The organism is Paracoccus salipaludis (assembly GCF_002287065.1).
Classification (GTDB): Bacteria; Pseudomonadota; Alphaproteobacteria; order Rhodobacterales; family Rhodobacteraceae; genus Paracoccus; species Paracoccus salipaludis.
In genome coordinates this window covers 187289-206442 of record NZ_NSJZ01000004.1, presented here as the reverse complement: position 1 = coordinate 206442, position 19154 = coordinate 187289, and the positions used below count along the sequence as shown (strand labels likewise).

Annotated in this window: 16 protein-coding genes; 5 read left to right on the top strand and 11 right to left on the bottom strand. The window is 70.4% G+C overall.

The features are described 5' to 3' along the window. Position 1: 1 nt before the first annotated feature. Both CK240_RS07340 and CK240_RS07335 read right to left on the bottom strand, forming a co-directional pair. A complete protein-coding gene (locus CK240_RS07340) occupies positions 2 to 1183 on the bottom strand; it encodes an aminotransferase class I/II-fold pyridoxal phosphate-dependent enzyme (RefSeq protein ID WP_095639680.1) in 1182 nt (393 codons plus the stop codon). An 88-nt stretch (positions 1184 to 1271) separates the two neighbouring features. Continuing rightward, complete coding sequence (locus tag CK240_RS07335; protein WP_095639679.1) at positions 1272 to 2600, bottom strand: amidase; 1329 nt, start codon at positions 2598 to 2600, stop codon at positions 1272 to 1274. Between the two features lie 166 nt (positions 2601 to 2766). Between CK240_RS07335 and CK240_RS07330 the strand changes: the two genes are divergently transcribed. Beyond that, positions 2767 to 3990 (top strand): FAD-dependent monooxygenase, encoded by a 1224-nt coding sequence (locus CK240_RS07330; protein WP_095639678.1) that lies wholly within the window; start codon positions 2767 to 2769, stop codon positions 3988 to 3990. Positions 3991 to 4082: 92 nt separating this feature from the next. Then, positions 4083 to 4679, top strand: coding sequence for a LolA family protein (locus CK240_RS07325; RefSeq protein WP_095639677.1), 597 nt, complete (start codon positions 4083 to 4085; stop codon positions 4677 to 4679). 27 nt (positions 4680 to 4706) lie between these two features. Here CK240_RS07325 and CK240_RS07320 read toward each other — a convergent pair whose 3' ends face one another. Next, positions 4707 to 5294 carry a transglycosylase SLT domain-containing protein gene (locus CK240_RS07320; protein WP_095639676.1) on the bottom strand — a complete coding sequence of 196 codons (588 nt, stop codon included), beginning with the start codon at positions 5292 to 5294 and terminating at the stop codon, positions 4707 to 4709. 185 nt (positions 5295 to 5479) lie between these two features. On the opposite strand from CK240_RS07320, the gene CK240_RS07315 reads away from it, so the two are divergent. Continuing rightward, positions 5480 to 6664 carry an acetyl-CoA C-acyltransferase family protein gene (locus tag CK240_RS07315; protein WP_095639675.1) on the top strand — a complete coding sequence of 395 codons (1185 nt, stop codon included), beginning with the start codon at positions 5480 to 5482 and terminating at the stop codon, positions 6662 to 6664. A 298-nt stretch (positions 6665 to 6962) separates the two neighbouring features. Here the strand turns inward: CK240_RS07315 and CK240_RS07310 are convergent, their stop codons facing one another. From CK240_RS07310 to CK240_RS07290, 5 genes are all read right to left on the bottom strand, one after another. Then, positions 6963 to 7568, bottom strand: coding sequence for a queuosine precursor transporter (locus CK240_RS07310; protein ID WP_095639674.1), 606 nt, complete (start codon positions 7566 to 7568; stop codon positions 6963 to 6965). A gap of 177 nt (positions 7569 to 7745) precedes the next feature. Next, positions 7746 to 8636 (bottom strand): esterase-like activity of phytase family protein, encoded by an 891-nt coding sequence (locus tag CK240_RS07305; protein WP_095639673.1) that lies wholly within the window; start codon positions 8634 to 8636, stop codon positions 7746 to 7748. Further along, positions 8612 to 9469: a penicillin-insensitive murein endopeptidase gene (mepA, locus tag CK240_RS07300; protein WP_095639672.1), complete on the bottom strand. Its 858-nt coding sequence runs from the start codon at positions 9467 to 9469 to the stop codon at positions 8612 to 8614. Before mepA ends, CK240_RS07305 begins: the two co-directional genes overlap by 25 nt. After that, positions 9466 to 10824, bottom strand: coding sequence for an MFS transporter (locus CK240_RS07295; protein WP_095639671.1), 1359 nt, complete (start codon positions 10822 to 10824; stop codon positions 9466 to 9468). Before CK240_RS07295 ends, mepA begins: the two co-directional genes overlap by 4 nt. Before the next feature lie 44 nt (positions 10825 to 10868). Further along, positions 10869 to 11444, bottom strand: a complete 576-nt coding sequence (locus tag CK240_RS07290) for an acyl-CoA thioesterase (protein WP_095639670.1) — start codon at positions 11442 to 11444, stop codon at positions 10869 to 10871. A 140-nt stretch (positions 11445 to 11584) separates the two neighbouring features. Here CK240_RS07290 and CK240_RS07285 point away from each other — a divergent pair, with 140 nt between their 5' ends. Beyond that, positions 11585 to 11878, top strand: coding sequence for a YggT family protein (locus CK240_RS07285; RefSeq protein ID WP_090751758.1), 294 nt, complete (start codon positions 11585 to 11587; stop codon positions 11876 to 11878). After that, complete coding sequence (gene recQ, locus CK240_RS07280; RefSeq protein ID WP_095639669.1) at positions 11878 to 13899, top strand: DNA helicase RecQ; 2022 nt, start codon at positions 11878 to 11880, stop codon at positions 13897 to 13899. Before CK240_RS07285 ends, recQ begins: the two co-directional genes overlap by 1 nt. A 3-nt stretch (positions 13900 to 13902) precedes the next feature. On the opposite strand, the gene CK240_RS07275 is transcribed toward recQ, so the two are convergent. Genes CK240_RS07275 through CK240_RS07265 form a run of 3 tightly spaced genes read right to left on the bottom strand, consistent with a single transcriptional unit; the run spans position 13903 to position 19114 of the window. Beyond that, complete coding sequence (locus CK240_RS07275; RefSeq protein WP_135058804.1) at positions 13903 to 16962, bottom strand: efflux RND transporter permease subunit; 3060 nt, start codon at positions 16960 to 16962, stop codon at positions 13903 to 13905. Then, positions 16959 to 18056 (bottom strand): efflux RND transporter periplasmic adaptor subunit, encoded by a 1098-nt coding sequence (locus CK240_RS07270; RefSeq protein WP_095639668.1) that lies wholly within the window; start codon positions 18054 to 18056, stop codon positions 16959 to 16961. The genes CK240_RS07275 and CK240_RS07270 overlap by 4 nt, the downstream gene beginning before the upstream one ends. A gap of 2 nt (positions 18057 to 18058) precedes the next feature. Continuing rightward, positions 18059 to 19114: an efflux RND transporter periplasmic adaptor subunit gene (locus CK240_RS07265; RefSeq protein ID WP_095639667.1), complete on the bottom strand. Its 1056-nt coding sequence runs from the start codon at positions 19112 to 19114 to the stop codon at positions 18059 to 18061. Between the last annotated feature and the right edge of the window lie 40 nt (positions 19115 to 19154).

Genomic DNA, 19154 nt, shown 5'->3' with positions numbered 1-19154 from the left:
TTTACCCTTTCCCATACAGCGTGTCGCGGATGCGGGTCAGCGCATCCTCGGTTTCCCCGGCCGGACCCACCAGCGCCACGCGGATGTAGCCCTTGCCCGGATTGCCCTCGGCGGTGTCGCGCGACAGATAGGCGCCGGGCAGCACCTGCACCCCCGCCTCGGCCCACAGCCTGCGGGCGGCGGCCTCGCCATCCTCGGCGGGCAGCCACAGGAAGAAGCCCCCCTCCGGCGGGACATAGCCCGGCACATTGCCGAAAACGCGGTCGGCGATGGCGTATTTCTCCTGGTAAAGCGCGCGGTTCGCCCCGACATGCGCCTCGTCGGCCCAGGCCGCCTCGCTGACGCGCTGGTGGGGCAGGGGAACCGGCGCGCCGGAATAGCTGCGCAGCGTCCGCAGCCGCGCGATGTGCTCTGCCGCGCCCGCCACGAAGCCCGAGCGCAGGCCGGGCAGGTTCGACCGCTTCGACAGCGAGTTGAACATGATGACCCGGTGGCCCAGCCCCATTCCCATGGCGACGGCCAGGGCGCCGGGCGGAGGCGCGGTCCGCCAGATCTCGGAATAGCATTCGTCGGCGAAGATCAGGAAGTCGTGCCGCTCGGCCAGTTCCACCAGGCGTTCCAGGTAGTCGCGGTCCGCGACCGCGCCCTGGGGATTCGCGGGCGAGCAGAGATAGCAGATGGCGGCGGCGTCCAGCGTGGCCCGGTCCAGCGCGGCGAAATCGGGCAGGTGGCCGGTCGCCCCGGTCGCGTTGACGAAGACCGGCTCGGCGCCCACGGCGGCCGCCGCGACGGCATAGACCTGGTAGAAGGGATTCGGCACGAGGATTCGCGGCACCGCGCCGTTCTTGCGTTCCGGGCAAAGGGCGAGGGCCGCGTTGAACAGCCCCTCGCGCGTGCCGTTGACGCTTGTGATGCCTTCGGGCGGCACCTCGATCCCGTGGCGCGCGCGAAGCCAGCCCGAGATCGCGGCCAGCAGCTGCGGCGTGCCCTCGTTCGGCGGGTATTTCCCCAGTTCTTCCACGGTCCGCGACAGGATGGGGGCCACGAAATCGGGGATGCCGTGGCGCGGCTCGCCGATCGTCATGACGATCGGATCGGGGCCGGGGGCCACGTCGGACAAGAGCTTCCGCAGGCGCGGAAACGCATAGTCCGGCAGGTTCGAAAACCGCTCGGGGGATGCCATGCTGCCTCGCTATCACGGGATCTGCCGTCCCGTTTGGCGCCAGACTATCGGCAAAGGGCCGATGCGTCCAGACAAAGGCCGGTCCGGATCAGTCCCGCAGCGCGGCCTCGACCGCCTGCGCCACCCGCAGCAGCGCGAGATCGCCCCCTGCCTGGCCCATCAGCATCAGCCCGCAGGCCGGACGGGCCGTGGGCAGGCTGATCGCGGGCAGGCCCATAGAATTGCCGATGCGGGTGTTGCGCAAGGCCAAGAGGTTCTCGGCCGCGAAGAAGATGGCGTCCTCTTCCAGCCGGACGATCTCGGGCGGAAGGATCGGCGCGGTGGGCAGGATCACCGCATCATAGGGGGCGACGGTGGCCGCCCAGTCCCGGCGCAGGTGGATCAGACGCTCCCACCCGGCGACGTAATCGGCGGCGCTGACCTCGCGCCCGCCCCGGAAGCGTTCCAGGATCGGCAGGTACATCACCTCGGGCGCGGCCTCGATCTGGTCGCGCCACAGGCCATAGGCTTCCGGTGCGAACAGCGTGGGCGACAGCGCGGCCGCGTCTGCGACGCAGGCAGGCGCGGCGCGGGTGATGGACACGCCCGCGGCGGCAAGGCGCTCCACCGCTTCCTCGAAGGCGGCGACGGGTTCCTCGCGGGCGCCCTCGAAGGGCAGGCCGTCCAGCACCATCAGGCGCAGCCCGCGCGGCTCGGCCTCGCGCAGGTCGGGGGCGGGGATGCCCTGGATCAGCGCGAAGACCTCGGCGCAGTCCTCGACCGTCCGCCCGAGCGGCCCCACGACGTCGAAGCGGCGGCAGAGCGGCAGCGTGCCGGTCATGTCCACCGCGCCGGGGCTGGGCTTGAAGCCGACGATGCCGTTCCAGGCGGCGGGCAGGCGGATCGAGCCGCCGGTGTCCGATCCGATCGCCGCCGCCGACAGTCCCATTGCCACCGCCACGGCCGAGCCGCCCGAGGAGCCGCCCGCCACGAGGCTTGCGTCATAAGCGTTGGGCACCGTGGCGACCGTCGGGTTCAGGCCGAGGCCCGAGAAGGCCAGTTCGGTCATGTGGGTCTTGCCGAGGCAGACCGCCCCCTGCAGCGTCGCCGTCGCCAGCACCGCCGCGTCCTGTGTGGGAACGCGGCCCTCCAGCAGCATGGAGCCGGCCTCGGTCGCCACGCCCGCGCTGTCGATGTTGTCCTTCCAGGCCAGCGTCACCCCGTCCAGCAGGCTGCGCCTCAAGCCCGCCTTGGCGCGGTCATGGGCGGCGATGGCCTCGGCCCGGGCGCGTTCGGGCGTGACGCGGGCAAAGATGCGGGGGCTGAGGGGGGCGCGCCCGATGGCGTCCAGATAGCCCTCGGCCAGATCGACGGGGCTGACCAGCCCGGCCATGATCGCGCGCCCCTGTTCCGTCGCCGACGCCTTGAGCCAGTCCATGCGGTGTTCCCTGAAAGTGTTGGCCTTACGCTAGCGGCGCGGGGCCGGGGCGGCAATGCCGGACCGGGGCGCTGCCCCGGACCCCGGGATACTTGCACGAAGAAGATGGAGCCCGGTGCCAGACGCCGCATGGACCGCGGCCGGGTCGCGGGATAGGGTGCGGGTCATGGCCGTGGATCATGACATCATCATTGCCGGGGGTGGGCTGAACGGGCCCACGCTGGCGCTTGCGCTGTCCCAGGCGGGACTGTCGGTCGCCGTCATCGACGCGCGGCCCGCCCGCGCCCGGGCCGAGGCGGGCTTCGACGGGCGCGCCTATGCGCTGGCGCTGGCTTCGCGCCGCTTGCTGACGGCGCTGGGGCTATGGGGCGGGCTGGCGGACAAGGCGCAGCCGATCCTGCGGGTCGAGGCCGCGCAGGGCCAGCCGGGCGAGGGGGCCGGGCCGTTCCACCTGGTCTTCGATTCGGCCGAGATCGAGGAAGGCCCGGTCGGCCACATGCTGGAGGACCGCTTCCTTTATGCGGCCCTTGTCGATGCCATGGAAGGCCGCGTCACCCATCTGCCCGGCCGACAGGTCACGGGGCAGCAGGAGCACCCGGGCCACGTCGCGGTGACGCTGGACGACGGGCGGATGCTGACGGGGCGGCTGCTGGTCGGGGCGGACGGGCGCGGATCGAGCGTGGCCGCGCGGGCGGGGATCACCCGGCGCGGGCATGGCTATGGCCAGACGGCGCTGGTCTGCGCGGTCGATCACGAAAAGCCCCACAACGGCACCGCCTGGCAGTATTTCATGCCGACCGGGCCGCTGGCGATCCTGCCCCTGCCGGGGAACCGCAGCTCCATCGTCTGGTCCGAAGCGGACGAGAATGCCCACGCCATTGCGGCCCTGCCGGACGACGAGTTCCTGGAGGTCCTGCGCCCCCGCTTCGGCGACTACCTGGGCGAGATCCGGCTGGCCGGGCCCCGATTCTCCTATCCCCTGAGCCTGAGCCTGGCTGAATCCTACGTCGCGCCCCGCGTCGCGCTGGTGGGCGATGCCGCCCATGGGGTCCATCCCGTTGCAGGGCAGGGGCTGAACCTCGGGCTGCGGGACGTGGCTGCCTTGGCCGAGGTCGTGGTCGAGGCCGCACGGCGCGGCGAGGACATCGGCGCCCCCGACGTGCTGGAGCGTTACCAGCGCTGGCGGCGATTCGATGCGACTGCCCTGGGCTTGGGCATGGACACGGTGAACCGGCTGTTTTCCAACGACCTTCCGGTCCTGCGGCAGGCGCGGGGGCTGGGAATGGGCCTTGTCACGGCCATCGCGCCCCTGCGGAGGGCCTTCATGCGGCAGGCGGCGGGGCTGGCGGTCGCGCCCATGCCGCGGCTGCTGACCGGCCGTCCGCTGTAGCCCGGAACCCTCACTTGCGCGCGAGCGTTCGGGGCGGTGCCGTCCCCGTTTCGTGACGTGCAAGTCCTTGGAAAGGCGGTATCACTTCGCTCATGAACCTTCGCTCTCTCGCTCTTGCGCCCGCCTTCGCCCTGGTCTTCGCGCTGCCCGCGGCGGCCGAGAAGATCTCGCTCAACGAAATCTCGCGCTATCTCAACGGCCTCAAGACCGTGGTGGCCGACTTCACCCAGGTGAACGCCGACGGATCGGTGACGCCGGGCCGCGTCTTCATCCAGCGCCCCGGCCGGGTGCGCTTCGAATACAAGGGCGACAGCACGCTTGTGCTGGCCTCGGGCGGGCAGGTGGCCGTGTTCGACAAGAAGTCCAACACCGGCGCCCAGCAGTATCCGCTGTCGCGCACGCCGCTGAACATCATCCTGGCCGAGAACGTGAACCTGGGCCGCAACGGATCGGTCATCGGTCACAGCGAGCGCAAGAACACCACGGTCGTGACGGCGCAGGATCCTCAGCACCCGGAATACGGCAACATCCAGATGGTCTTCACGGCCAACCCGACCGAGCTGCGCCAGTGGGTCGTGACCGACGACAAGGGCAAGAAGACCACGGTGATCCTGGGCGAGATGCAGAAGGGCGTGCAGATTCCGCCCTCGCGCTTTTCCATCACGGCCGAGGCCGAGCGCCGGCGCTGAGACGCCCGCCGGCCCCTGCGTCCGGGCTCAGGCCCGGCCGCAGGCGGACAGTTGCGCCTGGTACATGACCGCGCGCTGCTGCACCTGGCCCGCGACGCCCAGCAGCCAGGTCTTGGACAGGTGGCTGCCGCGGGCATAGCCCGAGCGTCCCTCGTGATAGGCGAGATACTGGTTCGCCGCGTCCGCCTTGGAAACACCCAGCCTCCGCGCGGTCCCGTCCATATACCAGCCCATGAAGTCGGTGGCGTCGCGGATGTCGTCGCGGCGCGCGCGGCGCTTGCCGGTGGCCTTCAGGTATTCCTCCCAGGTGCCGTCCAGCGCCTGCGAATAGCCGTAGGCCGAGCTTTGCCGCCCGATGGGAATGATGCCCAGCGCGAACTGGTGCGGCGTGCGGGCATCGCCCACGAACTTGGATTCCTGGTGGATCGAGGCCATCTGCACGGCGACCGGCACGCCCCAGCGGCGTTCCGCCGACTTCATCGCGCGCAGATAGGCGGGGCGCTGCGCCACAATCGAGCAGGCGTTGTCCAGGTCGCGCGGCGCCTTGAAGTTGCCGCCGCCCCCGCCGCAGGACGCGACCAGCATGACGATGGCCAGCTTCAGGTAGGTGTTCATTGCCTGTGCCCTCGGGTTCTTTTCTTTTTCGGGGCATCTTAGGGCCTCGCGCCGCGCAGTAAAATCGCCTTTGCGTCAGAAGCGGCGGAGGGAGGACGGCGGAGCCGTGCCGAGTTTCCCTTGTATCCCGCCAGACGCAGTCGCTAATCTCGGGCGACAGTCTTGTACGAGGGGGAGAATTCAGAATGGCAGACAGCGACATCGTGATCCTGTCGGGCGTGCGGACCGCCATCGGCGGGTTCGGCGGCAGCCTGGCAAGCGTTCCGCCCATCGAGCTTGCGGCCACCGTCGCCAAGGAGGCGATGGCACGCGCGGGCGTCTCGCCCGAGCAGATCGGCAACGTTGCCTATGGTCATGTCATCAACACCGAGCCGCGCGACATGTACCTGTCGCGTGTGGCGATGCTGAACGCCGGGATTCCGGACACCACCCCGGCGATGAACGTGAACCGGCTTTGCGGGTCGGGTGCGCAGGCCATCGCCTCGGCCGCGCAGTCGCTGATGCTGGGTGACGCGGACTTCGCCCTGGCGGGCGGGGCCGAAAGCATGAGCCGCGGGCCCTTCATCATCCCGTCCATGCGCCACGGCGCCAAGATGGGCGACCAGCAGGCGCTGGACATGATGGTGGGCGCGCTGACCGACCCGATGGGCACCGGGCACATGGGCGTGACCGCCGAAAACGTCGCGGCCGAGTACCAGATCGGGCGCGACGAGCAGGACGCCTTTGCGCTGGAAAGCCAGAAGCGCGCCGCCGAGGCCATCGCCGAGGGCCGCTTCAAGGAGCAGATCGTCCCGATCCAGATCAAGACCCGCAAGGGCGTCGTCAGCTTCGACACCGACGAGCATCCCAAGCAGACCTCGGCCGAGGCGCTGGCGGGCCTGCGCCCGGCCTTCAGGAAGGACGGGGGCACCGTGACGGCGGGCAACGCCAGCGGCATCAACGACGGCGCGGCCGCCATCGTCATGGCGCGCGCGGAAGCCGCCGAGCGCGCGGGCCTCAAGCCCCGGGCGCGCCTGCTGGGCTATGCCCATGCCGGAGTCCGCCCCGAGGTCATGGGCATCGGCCCGATCCCGGCGGTCCAGAAGCTGCTGGAGAAGATCGGCCTGGGCGTGGACGACTTCGACGTGATCGAATCGAACGAGGCCTTTGCCGCGCAGGCGCTGGCGGTGAACAAGGGGCTGGGGCTCGATTCGTCCAAGGTGAACCCGAACGGCGGCGCGATCGCCCTGGGCCACCCGATCGGCGCGACCGGCGCGATCCTGACGGTCAAGGCGCTGTACGAGCTTGAGCGCACCGGCGGCAGGTACGGGCTGATCACCATGTGCATCGGCGGCGGCCAGGGCATCGCGCTGGCGATCGAGCGCATCTGACGCCTTTTGACAACAGAAACCCCGGCCGTGGAAACGCGGCCGGGGTTTTTTCATGGACGCCTGATGCGCCCGGAAAACCGAACGGGCCGCCCCCTGGGAACGGCCCGCGAGATCAGGAAGATGGTCCGGTTAGGGATGGATGATCCGTCCCAGACAAGGGTTCTGCACCCTTGGGGCTGCCCTCAGGCGCTGACCCCCCTGGCTGTCCCGGCACCTCTCTCCAACATCACTCTCGACACTGGACCACCTCCTTTCAATGTTGCTCGTAAGGCCGAGGTTGGCACAGGCGGGCAGCAAGTCAATAGCCGCGGGCGGGGGCAGACAAGATTTTGCGGACCAGCACCCGGAAAGGCACAAGAGCAAGCACCGCAAGGGTCATCTTGCACAGCCAGTCGGCAATCCCCAAGGACACCCACAAGGGCGCCAGCGGGCCCGTGCCCAGAAGCGGCACGGCCTCGTTCGACCAGCCGGTGTTGGCGTCGGCGGGCAGGAAAACCCCGAAGGCGATGGTGAAGAACAGCACCGTGTCGAGGATCGAGCCCACGACCGAGGACAGGAACGGCGCCTGCCACCAGTCGCGGTGGCGCAGGCGGTCGAAAAGCCACACGTCCAGCAGTTGCGCCAGCAGGAAGGCCGCGCCCGACGCCACGGCGATGCGCAGCGTGGTCCCGCCGCCAGCCGCCGCCGCCAGCGAGCACAGGATCCCGATCACGAAGCCCGCCACCACGACCCGGCGCGCGGCGCCCAGGCCCTGGATGCGGTTGGTGATGTCGGTGACGAGAAAGGCGACCGGGTAGGTCAGCGCCCCCCAGGTGAGCCAGTCGCCCAGGCGGAACTGGACAAGGATGTTCGAGGCCAGCACGGTCGCGGCCATCGCCAGGATGGCGGGAAGAATCGGGCGCATGGATGTTTCCGTTTTACAAGGTCGCGGAAGAACTCGGCCCCGCAACGGCGGGACGAGGGGCGCCTACGCCCAAGCCCCCGGCCAAGTCAAGCCGGACGGAGCAGCGAAGAGGGGGGCTTTGCCCCCGCGCTGCGCGCTCCCCCAGGATATTTGGGCGAAGAAGAACGCACCGGGGCTTCAGCGCACCCGGTATTCGACCAGTTCGGTGCGCTGGACGAACAGGAAGTTGTCATCCGAGATCATGGTGATGCGGATGCCTTGGCCGTCCGCCCAGACGGCGATGCCTTCGAGGTTGTCGAACTGCAGCAGGCTGGTGGTCAGGATATGCTCGGGGGGGCCGACGCTGTCGCCGTCCATGGCATAGCGGCGCACGCGGCTGGCGAAGCCGCGCAGGCCGCGGAAGTCGCGTTCCAGCACGTAAAGCTTGCCGTCCGGCCCCACATCGGCGCCGACCGGGGCCCAGACACCGTCGCGGGGCAACCGGAATGCGGTGGACCAGGTCCCGTCGCGGAAGCGCCAGACGGGCGTCATGGGCGGGGACGATTCCCATTGCTCGGGCATGGTCAGGATGTCGCCCTCGGGCGTGACGGCCAGCGCCTCGAGGCCCGCGTTGCGCACCAGCCCCTTGAAGGCGGGGGCAGGGGGGATGCGCTCGGCCGGGCGGTCGGGATCGTCAAAGCGGGCGATGCGGTCCAGCCCCTCGAAGCTGACGTACATCCGTCCTTCCGCGTCGATGGCCAGCCCCTCGGCATCGCCCAGATACCCCGGCTTCAGCTTGGTGCCGCTGCTGTCCTGCAGCCGCGCGCGGCCGGCGGTGGACAGCGAGCGGATGCGGCCCTGGCTGTCGCGTTCGATGCTGCCCCAGCGCACCGTGGCGCGGTCGGACAGCGCAGTGTAGCTGCGCCCGTCCGCGGACATCTCGATCCCCGAGAAGCCCCCGAAGTCCTCGTCGGCCCCGGTCCAGACATGGGTGCCCAGGTAATCGACGATCAGGGCGGCCGCATGGGCGGGCGCCGACAGCCCCCATGCCAGCGCCGCCGCGATCAGCGCGCGACGAGGGCCTGGCATGTCCGGGGAAGCTCGCTCAGCCGGTAGGTGCGGGGATGGCGGTAGTCGGGGTTGGCGGGTTCGGGCGGCGGCGGATCGATGCGGTTGCGGATCCACTGCGCGGCTTCCTCGCAACCGTCGCCGGGGGGCGGGGCGTCCTGGTTCTCGCAGCCCTGGTTGGGGCAGGACAGGCGGACGTGGAAGTGATAGTCATGCGCGTTGATGGGGCGGATCTTGCGAAGATAGGCGCGGTTGCCGCGTTCGGCCTGGCACATCGCGACCTTGGCCACGGGATCGACGAAGATGCGCGCCACGCGCGGGTCGGAGGCGGCGGCGCGGATGATGGCGTGGTGGCTGGCCGACCAGAGCGGGCTGGGCCGGATGCCGTTCTTCGCCACCACCGATTGCGGGGACAGGTTTTCGCGCTGCGCGGGCGTCAGCCGCAGCGACGAGGGCGGCAGCATCCAGATGTCGGCGTCCAGCCCGATCTGGTGGCTTGCGTGGCCCGAGGTCATCGGCCCGCCCATCGGCTGGCTCATGTCGCCGATGTAAAGCCCGGCCCAGCCGTAGCGCGTCGCCTGCTGCGACAGGCCCACCAGGAAGTCGACCAGCTGCGGGTTGCCCCAGTTGCGGTTGCGCGACAGCCGCATCGCCTGCCAGGTGGGTCCCGTCTCGGGCAGCTGGATGTTGCCGGTGGCGCAGCCGCGGGAATAGGCGCCGAAGGCACCCGCCGGCCCTCCGTTCGACTGCCGGAAGGCGCCGAAGACGTCCTTGGCCAGCGGGTCGGCCGACGCGGGCAGGGCAAGGGCCGACAGGACCAGCGCGGCCAGGACGGATTTCAGGTTGCGGATCACGGCTCGGGTTCTCCCTCGGGTTTCACCCAGACTAGCAGGGCGAGCGACAGAAGGAACATCACGATCAGGGGCGAGATGCCCAGCCGCTGGTTGCCCGTGGCCGCGGTGACACTGGCGATCAGGAAAGGCGCAAGGAAGGCCGTGGCCTTGCCCGACAGCGCGTAAAGGCCGAAGGCACCGGTCGCCTTTTCGGCCGAGGTGTGGCGCACCATCATGGTGCGGCTGGCCGCCTGGACCACGCCGCCCGCGCCGCCGATGGCGACGCCGCAGGCGAAGAACAGCGCGTCGGGCAGGCGCGAGCCGGCGGCCAGTGGGACGCCGAAGATGCTGGTTCGGTCCATGCCCACGACCAGCAGGCAGACGGCGATCAGCACCAGCGTGCAGGCGGCGATCACCGGCCGCGGCCCCCAGCGCCGGTCGGCGCGCCCGCCCAGCCAGCAGATGAGGGCGGCCGAGACCGCGCTGACGACGCCGAAGATCCCCGACAGGATCACCGGCCAGCCCAGCACCGTTCCCGCATAAACCCCGCCGAAGCCGTAAAGGGCGTTCAGGGCGTCGCGCGAGAACATGGACGACACGAGCCATGCCGCCAGCGAGCGCCGGTGCCGCAGGCTGCGCAGCAGCGCGCCGAGGTCGCGCATCGCCGCACCCAGCCGCAGGGGACGGGCGGCGCCGCGCGGCTCTCGCACCCAGGCGAAGAAGGGGATCATGAACAGAAGATACCACAGCGCCGTGAAGGGGCCGACGAAGCGCGTGCCTTCGCGCGCCGCGCCGTCCAGTCCCAGGGCGGGCGGCCTGCCCAGCAGCGTCAGCCCGGTCGTGGCGCTTTCGGCGAAGAAGCCCAGCATCAGCGCCAGCGCCAGCACGCCGCCGACATAGCCGAAGGCGAAGCCCGATCCCGAGATGCGGCCGATCTCGTCGCGCGTGCCCAGCGTCGGCATCAGGGCGTTGGTGAAGATGGTGGCGAACTCCATCCCGATCAGGCCGAGGCCGAAGCAGGCCAGCGCCAGCACCAGCCCGCCTCCGTCGGGCGTCAGGAACCAGAGCCCCCCCGCGCCCGCGACATAGAAGCCCGAGAAGAGCCAGATCCAGGGCATCCGCCGCCCCGTGGTGTCGGCGACCGCGCCCAGGATCGGCGCCAGCACCGCGATGGCCATGCCCGAGGCGGCAAGCCCCCAGCCCCACAGCGCCTGCGCCCCGGCGCCGGCCTGCGCGGGCTCCATGCCCTCCAGCACGAAGCGGGTCCTTGCCACCTCGGCGAAGTAGATCGAGAAGATGAAGGTCAGCAGCAGCGTGGCATAGGGCTGGCTGGCGAAGTCGAAGAACCACCAGCCCCAGATGCGTTTTCGGTTCATCGTGCCCCCGTGCCCCATGCGAGGCGCATAAGGCGCGATGCCGGTCAGGCTGGCAAGTCGTCCGTGCGGTCGGTCATCGGGGGCAGGACAGGCGGCCAAGGGCGCAGGGCATCCGCCTCGATCCAGGCGGCCACCCAGCCGGGCAGGGACGGGCTGGGGTCGGAATAGCCCAGGGCGGCCATGAACTCGGCCGGCGAGACCAGCCCCTTGCGGGCGGCTCCGCCGACGATGGCCACGCGCAGCAGCATGTGGTTCAGGCAGTCGCCCTTGGCCCACATCGACTGCTCCATGTAGATGAAGCGGTCGTCCCAGCCGATCGTACGTGAAACCTGCGTGACGCGCTGGAAGGCCTTGATGCGGCGGCGATAGCGAACCGTGTTCCCGGCCACGGTGAAGCCCCAGCCGTTCTTCTTCAGCGTTTCGGTGATTCCCAGCCGGATCGCCATCGGAATCCTGCCCAGGTCATAGATCGTCAGCGTCCGGCCGTTGTTCAGTTCCCACCACGGGTCGAGGTCGAGCGGAGAGATGCGGTGCGTCGAGACATGGGGCTCCAGCGGCCCCAGCCGGGGGGCGCGGCGGGCCGAGGCGACCTCGCCCAGGAAGCGCAGGATTGGATACATGAGCCGGCTCCTTTCGGCCCTGCGCTAAGGGGGCGGGCGGCGGGCGTCAATCACGACGGCGCGGCATTGCGCGCGGGCGCTTGCGCGAGGGGGCATGCTCGCCTACCTCGGGCGCACATGCGGAAAAGGGCGGACCACGGATGACGACATTGTTTCAGGCGCTGATGCTGATCCTGGATGTGCTGTGGTTCATCATGATCGCGCATATCATCATGTCGTGGCTGATCAACTTCGACGTGCTGAACCTGCGCCAGCCGCTGGTGCGGCAGGTCTGGGACGGGCTGTCGCGCCTGCTGGAACCGCTGTATCGCCCGATCCGCAACATCCTGCCGGACCTCGGCGGGCTGGACCTGGCGCCGCTGGTGGTCTTCATCGGCATCATCATCCTGCAGCGGGCGCTGGTGAACAACGCCGGGTTCTTCCTGGGCTACTGATGCCGACCGACTTGCTGCGGCAGGTCTGGGGCTTCGACGGATTCCGCCCCGGCCAGCAGGAGATCGTCGAGGCCGTGGCCGAGGGCCGCGACGTGCTGGCGATCATGCCCACGGGCGGCGGCAAGTCGCTGTGCTACCAGCTGCCCGCGCTGATGCGCGAGGGCGTGACCGTCGTTATCTCGCCCCTGATCGCACTGATGCGCGACCAGGTGCGGTCCCTGCGCGAGGCGGGGGTGGCCGCGGGCGCGCTGACCTCGGGCAATACCGAAGGTGAAAGCGACGAGGTCTTCCGGGCGCTGTCCGAGGGCAGCCTCAAGCTGCTCTACATGGCGCCCGAGCGGCTGGCGTCCGGGGCGACGGTGCCGATGCTCAGGCGCGCGGGCGTCACCGCCATCGCCGTGGACGAGGCGCATTGCGTCAGCCAGTGGGGCCATGACTTCCGCCCCGACTACCTGCGCGTGGGCGACCTGAGGCGCGCGCTGGGCGTGCCGCTGGCCGCCTTCACCGCCACGGCCGACGCCGAGACGCGGGACGAGATCGTCGCGCGCCTGTTCGACGGCCGCGCGCCGCTGACCTTCCTGCGCGGCTTCGACCGGCCGAACATCCACCTGGCCTTCCAGCCCAAGGACAGCCCCCGCCGCCAGATCATGGACTTCGCAAGCGCCCGGCGCGGCCAGTCCGGCATCATCTACTGCGCCACCCGCGCCAAGACCGAGACGCTGGAAGCCGCGCTGAACGCCGCGGGCATCCCCGCCGTCGCCTATCACGGCGGCATGGAGGCCGAGACGCGCCGCGAGGTCGAGGCCCGCTTCCAGCGCGAGGACGGTCTGGTCGTGGTGGCCACCGTCGCCTTCGGCATGGGCATCGACAAGCCCGACATCCGCTGGGTGGCGCATGCCGACCTGCCGAAGTCGATCGAGTCCTATTACCAGGAAATCGGTCGCGCCGGCCGCGACGGGGCGCCTGCGGAAACCCTGACGCTGTATGGCCCCGACGACATCCGCCTGCGCCGCACGCAGGTTGACGAGGGGCTGGCCCCGGCGGAACGGAAGGAAGCCGACCACGGCCGCCTGAACGCTCTGTTGGGACTGGCCGAGGCGACCGGCTGCCGCCGCCAGCACCTGCTGGCCTATTTCGGCGAAACCGCCGAGCCCTGCGGCAACTGCGATCTGTGCGACACGCCGCCCGAGGTCTTCGACGCGACCCAGCCCGTCCGCATGGCGCTGTCGGCGATCCTGCGGACGGGGGAATGGTTCGGGCAGGGACACGTCATCGACGTGCTGACGGGCAACGCCACCGACAAGGTCACCCAGCGCGGCCATGACCAGCTGCCGACCTTCGGCGTGGGAAAGGCGACCTCCAAGGCCGAATGGCAGGCGATCCTGCGGCAGATGCTGGGCCATGACCTGATCCGCCCCGATCCCGAACGCCACGGGGGCCTGCGCATCACCGCCGCCGCCCATCCGGTGCTGCGCGGCGAAACCCCCGTCACCCTGCGCCGCGACCTGATCCGCCGCGCCAGGCCCGCCACGGTCGTGCGCACGCAGGTGGACGACGAGGACGCGCCGTTGCTTTCGGCATTGAAGGCCAAGCGCCGGGCGCTGGCCGAGGCGCAGCGGGTGCCCGCTTATGTCATCTTCCCCGACCGCACCCTGATCGAGATGGCGCAGGCCCGCCCCCAGACGCTGGACGAGATGGCCCGCATCGGCGGGGTGGGCGCCAAGAAGCTGGAAAGCTACGGCGCGGCCTTCCTGTCCGTCATCGCGGGCGAGGCGCCCGAGATGCATCCCGCGCGCCGGGCGCTGGCAGGCCGCGCCTCGGGCGCGCTTTACGACCGTCTGGCCGAGGCGGCGCAGCGGCTCGCCCGTGGCGAGGACGGCACGGAAAAGCCCCTGTCGCTGACGGCCAGCCAGTTGCGCCGCATCGCCGAGGACCGGCCCCGCGATCTTTCGCGCTATCTCGATGCCGCCCGGCTGGACCGGTTCGGCGCGGCCTTCGCGCAGGAGATCGCCGAGGGCTGAGGCTCAGCCGCCCGCCTCTGCAGGCGTCTTCACCCGGAAGACCACGCAATACAGCGCCGGCACGAACAGCAGCGTGATCAGCGTCCCCGCGATGATGCCGCCCATCATCGCATAGGCCATGGGTCCCCAGAACACCTGCCTCGAGATCGGGATCAGCGCGAGGCTCGCCGCCGCCGCCGTCAGCAGGATCGGCCGGGCGCGGCTGTCCGAGGCCTCGAACACGGCCTGCCACTGGCTGCGGCCCTGCGCCAGCAGCGCCTGGATCTCGTGGACCAGGATGATCGAGTTGCGGATCAGGATGCCGATCAGCGCGAGGATGCCGAGGATCGCCACGAAACCCATGGGCACGCCAAAAGGCACAAGCGTCGCCACGACCCCGATGAGGCCGAGGGGGGCGGCGGCAAAGACGATCAGCGACAGGCGGAAGCTTTGCGTCTGGATCATCACCAGCGTCGCCATGATCAGCAGCATCAGCGGCACCACCGCCGCGATCGGCTGCTGGCTTTCGCCCGAGGTCTCGACCGTGCCGCCGACGGCGATGCGGACCGAAGGCGGCAGGCTCGCGGCATAGTCCGCCACGCGCGGCGCAAGTGCCGCCACCAGCGTCGCGGGCTGGTCGGCCGTTGCGACCGCCGCCTTGACGGTCACCGTGGGCACACCGTCGCGCTGCATGATGACCGGCTGCTCGGTGTCGTAGCTGAGCCGCGCCAGGGCGGCCAGCGGGATGGGCGTGCCGGTGGGCCGTGCGAGTTCCAGGTTCTGGATCGAGTCCAGCGACTGCCGGTCGGCTTCCTCTCCGCGCGCCACCACGTCGATCAGGAAGATCCCGTCGCGCAGTTGCGTGACCGTCCTGCCCGAGAACAGCGCGGCCAGCGCGTTCGAGATGTCTTGGCTGGACAGGCCCAGCTGGCGGGCGCGGTCCTGGTCCACCTCGACGCGGACCACGCGCGCAGGCTCGTTCCAGTCCAGCGCGATGTCGCGCAGCCGGGGCTCGCCGGCAAGCACGGCGGCCAGGCCGCGGGCGGCGTCGCGCGCCTCGGCCGGATCGGTGGCGCTGACGCGGTACTGCACGGGTTTGCCCACGGGCGGGCCGATCTCCAGGTTCTTCAGGTAAACGTCCGTGCCGACCATCTCGGCCGTGGCAAAGGCGGACAGCTTTTCCTTCAGCGCGTCACGGGCGGCGATATCGGGCGTCTGGACCACGATCTGCCCCATGAAGGGCCCCGGCGTCGGCACGTCCATCGCCAGCACGAAGCGCGGCGCGCCCCGGCCCACGTAGCTCGTCCAGAACAGCGCCTCGGGCTGGCTGGCGAGAAAGGCGTCCAGTCTGGTGATCGAGGCGTCAGTGCGCGCGATCGAGGCGTTGTGGCGTTCGGTGATGTCGATCATCACCTCGGGCCGGTCCGAGGTGGGGAAGAACTGCTGCTCGACGAAGCGCATTCCCCAGACCGACCCCGCAAACAGCAGCAGGGTCACGGCGAGTGTCGTCCAGCGGAAGCGCATGGCCGCGCGCAGCATCGCGTGGAAGGCCCGCCGCAGGGGACCGGCGCGGCCCGCGTGATGCTTCAGCTGGCGGGGCAGGAAGGTCACGCCCAGCAGCGGCGCGAACAGCACCGCGACGATCCAGCTGACCAGCAGCGACACGGCGATGACGACGAAAAGCGAAAAGGTGAACTCGCCCGCGGCCGAGCTGTTCAGCCCGATGGGGATGAAGCCCGCGACCGTGACCAGCGTGCCCGTCAGCATCGGAAAGGCGATCGAGGTCCAGGCGTAGCTTGCGGCCTCGGTCAGGCTTTCGCCCAGTTCCAGCCGCGAGATCATGGTCTCGATGGCGATCATCGCGTCATCCACCAGCAGCCCCAGCGCGATGATCAGCGCGCCAAGGGAAATCCGCTGCAGGGTGATCCCCCATATGTCCAGGATCACGAAGGTGATCGCCAGCACCAGCGGGATCGTCAGCGCGACAACAAAGCCCGCCCGCAGCCCGAGGCTGATGAAGCTGACCAGCAGCACGATGGCCACCGCCTCGGCCAAGGCCTGCACGAAATGGCCGACCGCCTCGGCGACGACATGGGGCTGGTCGGCGAACTTGTGCATCTCGATGCCGATGGGCAGGTCCTGCGCGACCCGGTCCATCATCTCGTCCAGCTGCGCGCCATAGGCCTGGATGTTCTCTCCCTGCCGCATGGCGACCTCGAGCCCGATGGCCTCGCGGCCATTGTAGCGGAACAGGACCGAGGGCGGGTCGGCATAGCCGCGCCGGACCTCGGCCACCTCGCCCAGGTTGAAGAAGCGCTCGCCGATCCGCAGGTTGACCGCCGCGATGGCCTGCGCCGTGTCGAACTGGCCATCCACCCGGACCAGCACCTGTTCGGGGCCCGACTGCACGATGCCCGACTGCGCGATGGCATTCTGTGCGGCCAGCGTCTGCAGGACCTGCACCTCGTTCAGCCCGAGCGCGGCCAGCCGGGCGGGCGAGAACTCGATGTAGATCTGTTCCTCGCGCACCCCCAGAAGAGAGGTCTTGCCGGCGGCGGGAAGGGACTGGACCTGCTTGCGGATGTCCTCGACCCGGTCGCGCAGCTCGCGCTGGGAAAACCCGTCCGAGGTGAAGGCGTAGATGTTGCCGAAAACGTCGCCGAAGCTGTCGTTGAACTGGAAGCCCGCAAATTCCTGGGGGAACTCGGGGCGGATGTCGGCCATCATGTTGCGCACCCGCTGCCAGGTGCGCGACACGTCCTCGCCCCGCACGGTGGGCAGCAGCTCGACATAAACCACCGCCTGCCCCGGCAGGGTGACAGACCGGGTGAACTTGAGCGTGTCGAGTTCCTCGAGCTTGGTCTCGATCCGGTCCGTGACCTGGTCCAGCGTTTCCCCGATGGTGGCGCCGGGCATGGCGGCGGTGATCACCATGACCTTGACGGTGAAGCTGGGGTCTTCCTCGCGGCCGAGGCCGCGATAGGCCATGATGCCCGCGACCATCGACACGATCAGCAGGAACCACACCAGCGAGCGGTGCTTCAGCGCCCAGTCCGACAGGTTGAAGCGACGTTGTCGGATCATGGCGCGACCCTGCGGCCGACGGGCTGGCCGTCCGTCAGGGAATGGATGCCCCGGGTGACGACCTCGGCCCCGGGCGCCAGGCCCCGGATGACCTCGATGCGGTCGCCGACGCGCGCGCCGGTTTCCACCAGTTGCAGCCCCACATGGGCCGTGTCGCCCTGGCGGTGGACGATCCAGACCGCCGGACCCTGCGGCGAGTCCAGCAGGGCGGCGGCGGGCATGGTGAGGGCAAGGGTCTGCCCTGTCACGCGGCTGGCCCGCACCAGGTTGCCCAGTCGCAGCCCGCTGCCCTTCGGCAGCGCGATATGGACGCGGCGGGTCCGGGTCTGCGCATCCGCCACCGGCGAAATGCGGTCCACGCGCCCCCGGATCGGCTGGGCGTCGTCCTGGTCGCGGGAGATCAGGAACTCGGTCCCCGGCGTGATGCCGTCCAGCTCGGCCGCGGTCAGGTCCACGCGCGCCTCGAGCTCGTTCTCGGATGACAGCCTGAGGACCGGATCGCCTGCGGCCACGACCGCCCCGGGGGCGGCACGGATGGCGCTGACCACGCCGTCGATGGGTGCTGTCATCACTGCATGTCCTTCCGCGTCGCGCGCGCTTTCCAGCCGGGCGCGGGCCTGTTCCACCGCCGATTGCGCCCCCGACAGCACCTGCTCGGCCAGTTCCAGCTGCGCCGTCGAGGCGACGCTGCGCTGCGCCAGCGACCGCGCCCGGTCAGCGGTGTTCCGGGCGGTGGTCAGGTCCACTTCGGCCGCGACCAGCGCCGCCTCGGCCGCGCGGGTCGAGGCGGCCAGGTCCTCGGGGTCGAGCCGCGCCAGCAGGTCGCCCGCCTTCACGCGGTCGCCGAGATCGACCGGCCGCTCGATCATCCGGCCGAGCGTCTGGAAGGCCATCTGCACCTCGGTCGCCGCCGCGATCACGCCGGGAATGCTGCGGACGGTCGCGGTGGTCGTGCCGCCTTCCAGGATCTCGGACACGACGGGACGGGGGGGTGCGGGCGGCACCTGCGCTTCTTCCTGCCCGAAGGGAAGGGTCAGGGCCCATGCGGGCGCACCCGCCAGCAGGCAGAGGATCAGGATCGCCGCCGCCCGCATCCTCAACGCCCCTTGCCCGGCACGACGCGGCGGCCGGGGAACATCAGCTGCGAGCCCTCGCCCACGACCGAATCGCCGGGCGAGACGCCCGACCGCAGCACCACCCGACCGGTTGCGAAGCGCTCGATCTCGACGGGGACGATGGCCACGGTGCCGTCCGGCTCCACCCGCCAGACCACGGGGGACTGGCCAGCCGCGCTCAGCGCGGTCCAGGGCACCTCGATCCCGGTTCCGGCCGGCATGTGCAGCGTGCCCTGCACGGCTGCGCCCAGCAGGCTTGTGTCGAACGGTCCCTCGATCGTTGCGCGCACCGTGACCGAGCCGGTGGCCGGATCCACCAGGGGCGCGATCTCGGTCACGCGGGCGGTCAGTTCCACCCCCGGCCGCTCCAGCGGTGCCAGCGACACGCGCACGCCCGCCGCGCGCTCAAGCTGCGGGGTGTCGGGAACTTGGAACACCGCCTCCAGCCTCGTCAGCGCCGCCAGCGTCAGGATCGGCTGGGCCGCGCCCACGACCTGCCCCGGCTCGGCCCAGCGCGCGGTCACCACCGCCGTCTGCGGCGCGCGGATCACGGTGTCGAGCACGGCGCGCCGCGCCTGCCTGAGGCTGGTGAGGGCGCTTTCCAGCTGTCCCCGCGCCGCGGCCAGCGCCTGGTCGGCGGCATCGGCGGCGGCGCGCGTGCCCACTCCCCGTTGCAGCAGCCCGGCGGTGCGCGTGGCCGCCTGCGCGGCCTGCTGCTCGGCGGCCTCGGCGGCCTCGACCCCCGCCAGCGCCTGCACCAGCGCCTGCTGCTGCTGGACATTGTCGCTGCGCGCCAGCGCATAGCCTCCCGTGACCCGGTCGCCCGCCTGAACGAGGATGCTGGTGATCCTGCCCCCGGCCGGGAAGGACAGGTCGATGCTGTCCTGCGCGGCAATGGTGCCGGTCAGCTTGATCTCGAAGGTGAGCGGGCGTTCCTCGACGGGAACGATCTCGACGGCGATGGGGGCGTCGTCGGCCCATGAGGCGCCGTTCCCCAGGACGATCGCGCAGACGGTCAGAAGCGGGCGAACGGTCAAGCGGAGCCTCCGGGGGCCACGTGGGTCTCAGGGTTGCAGT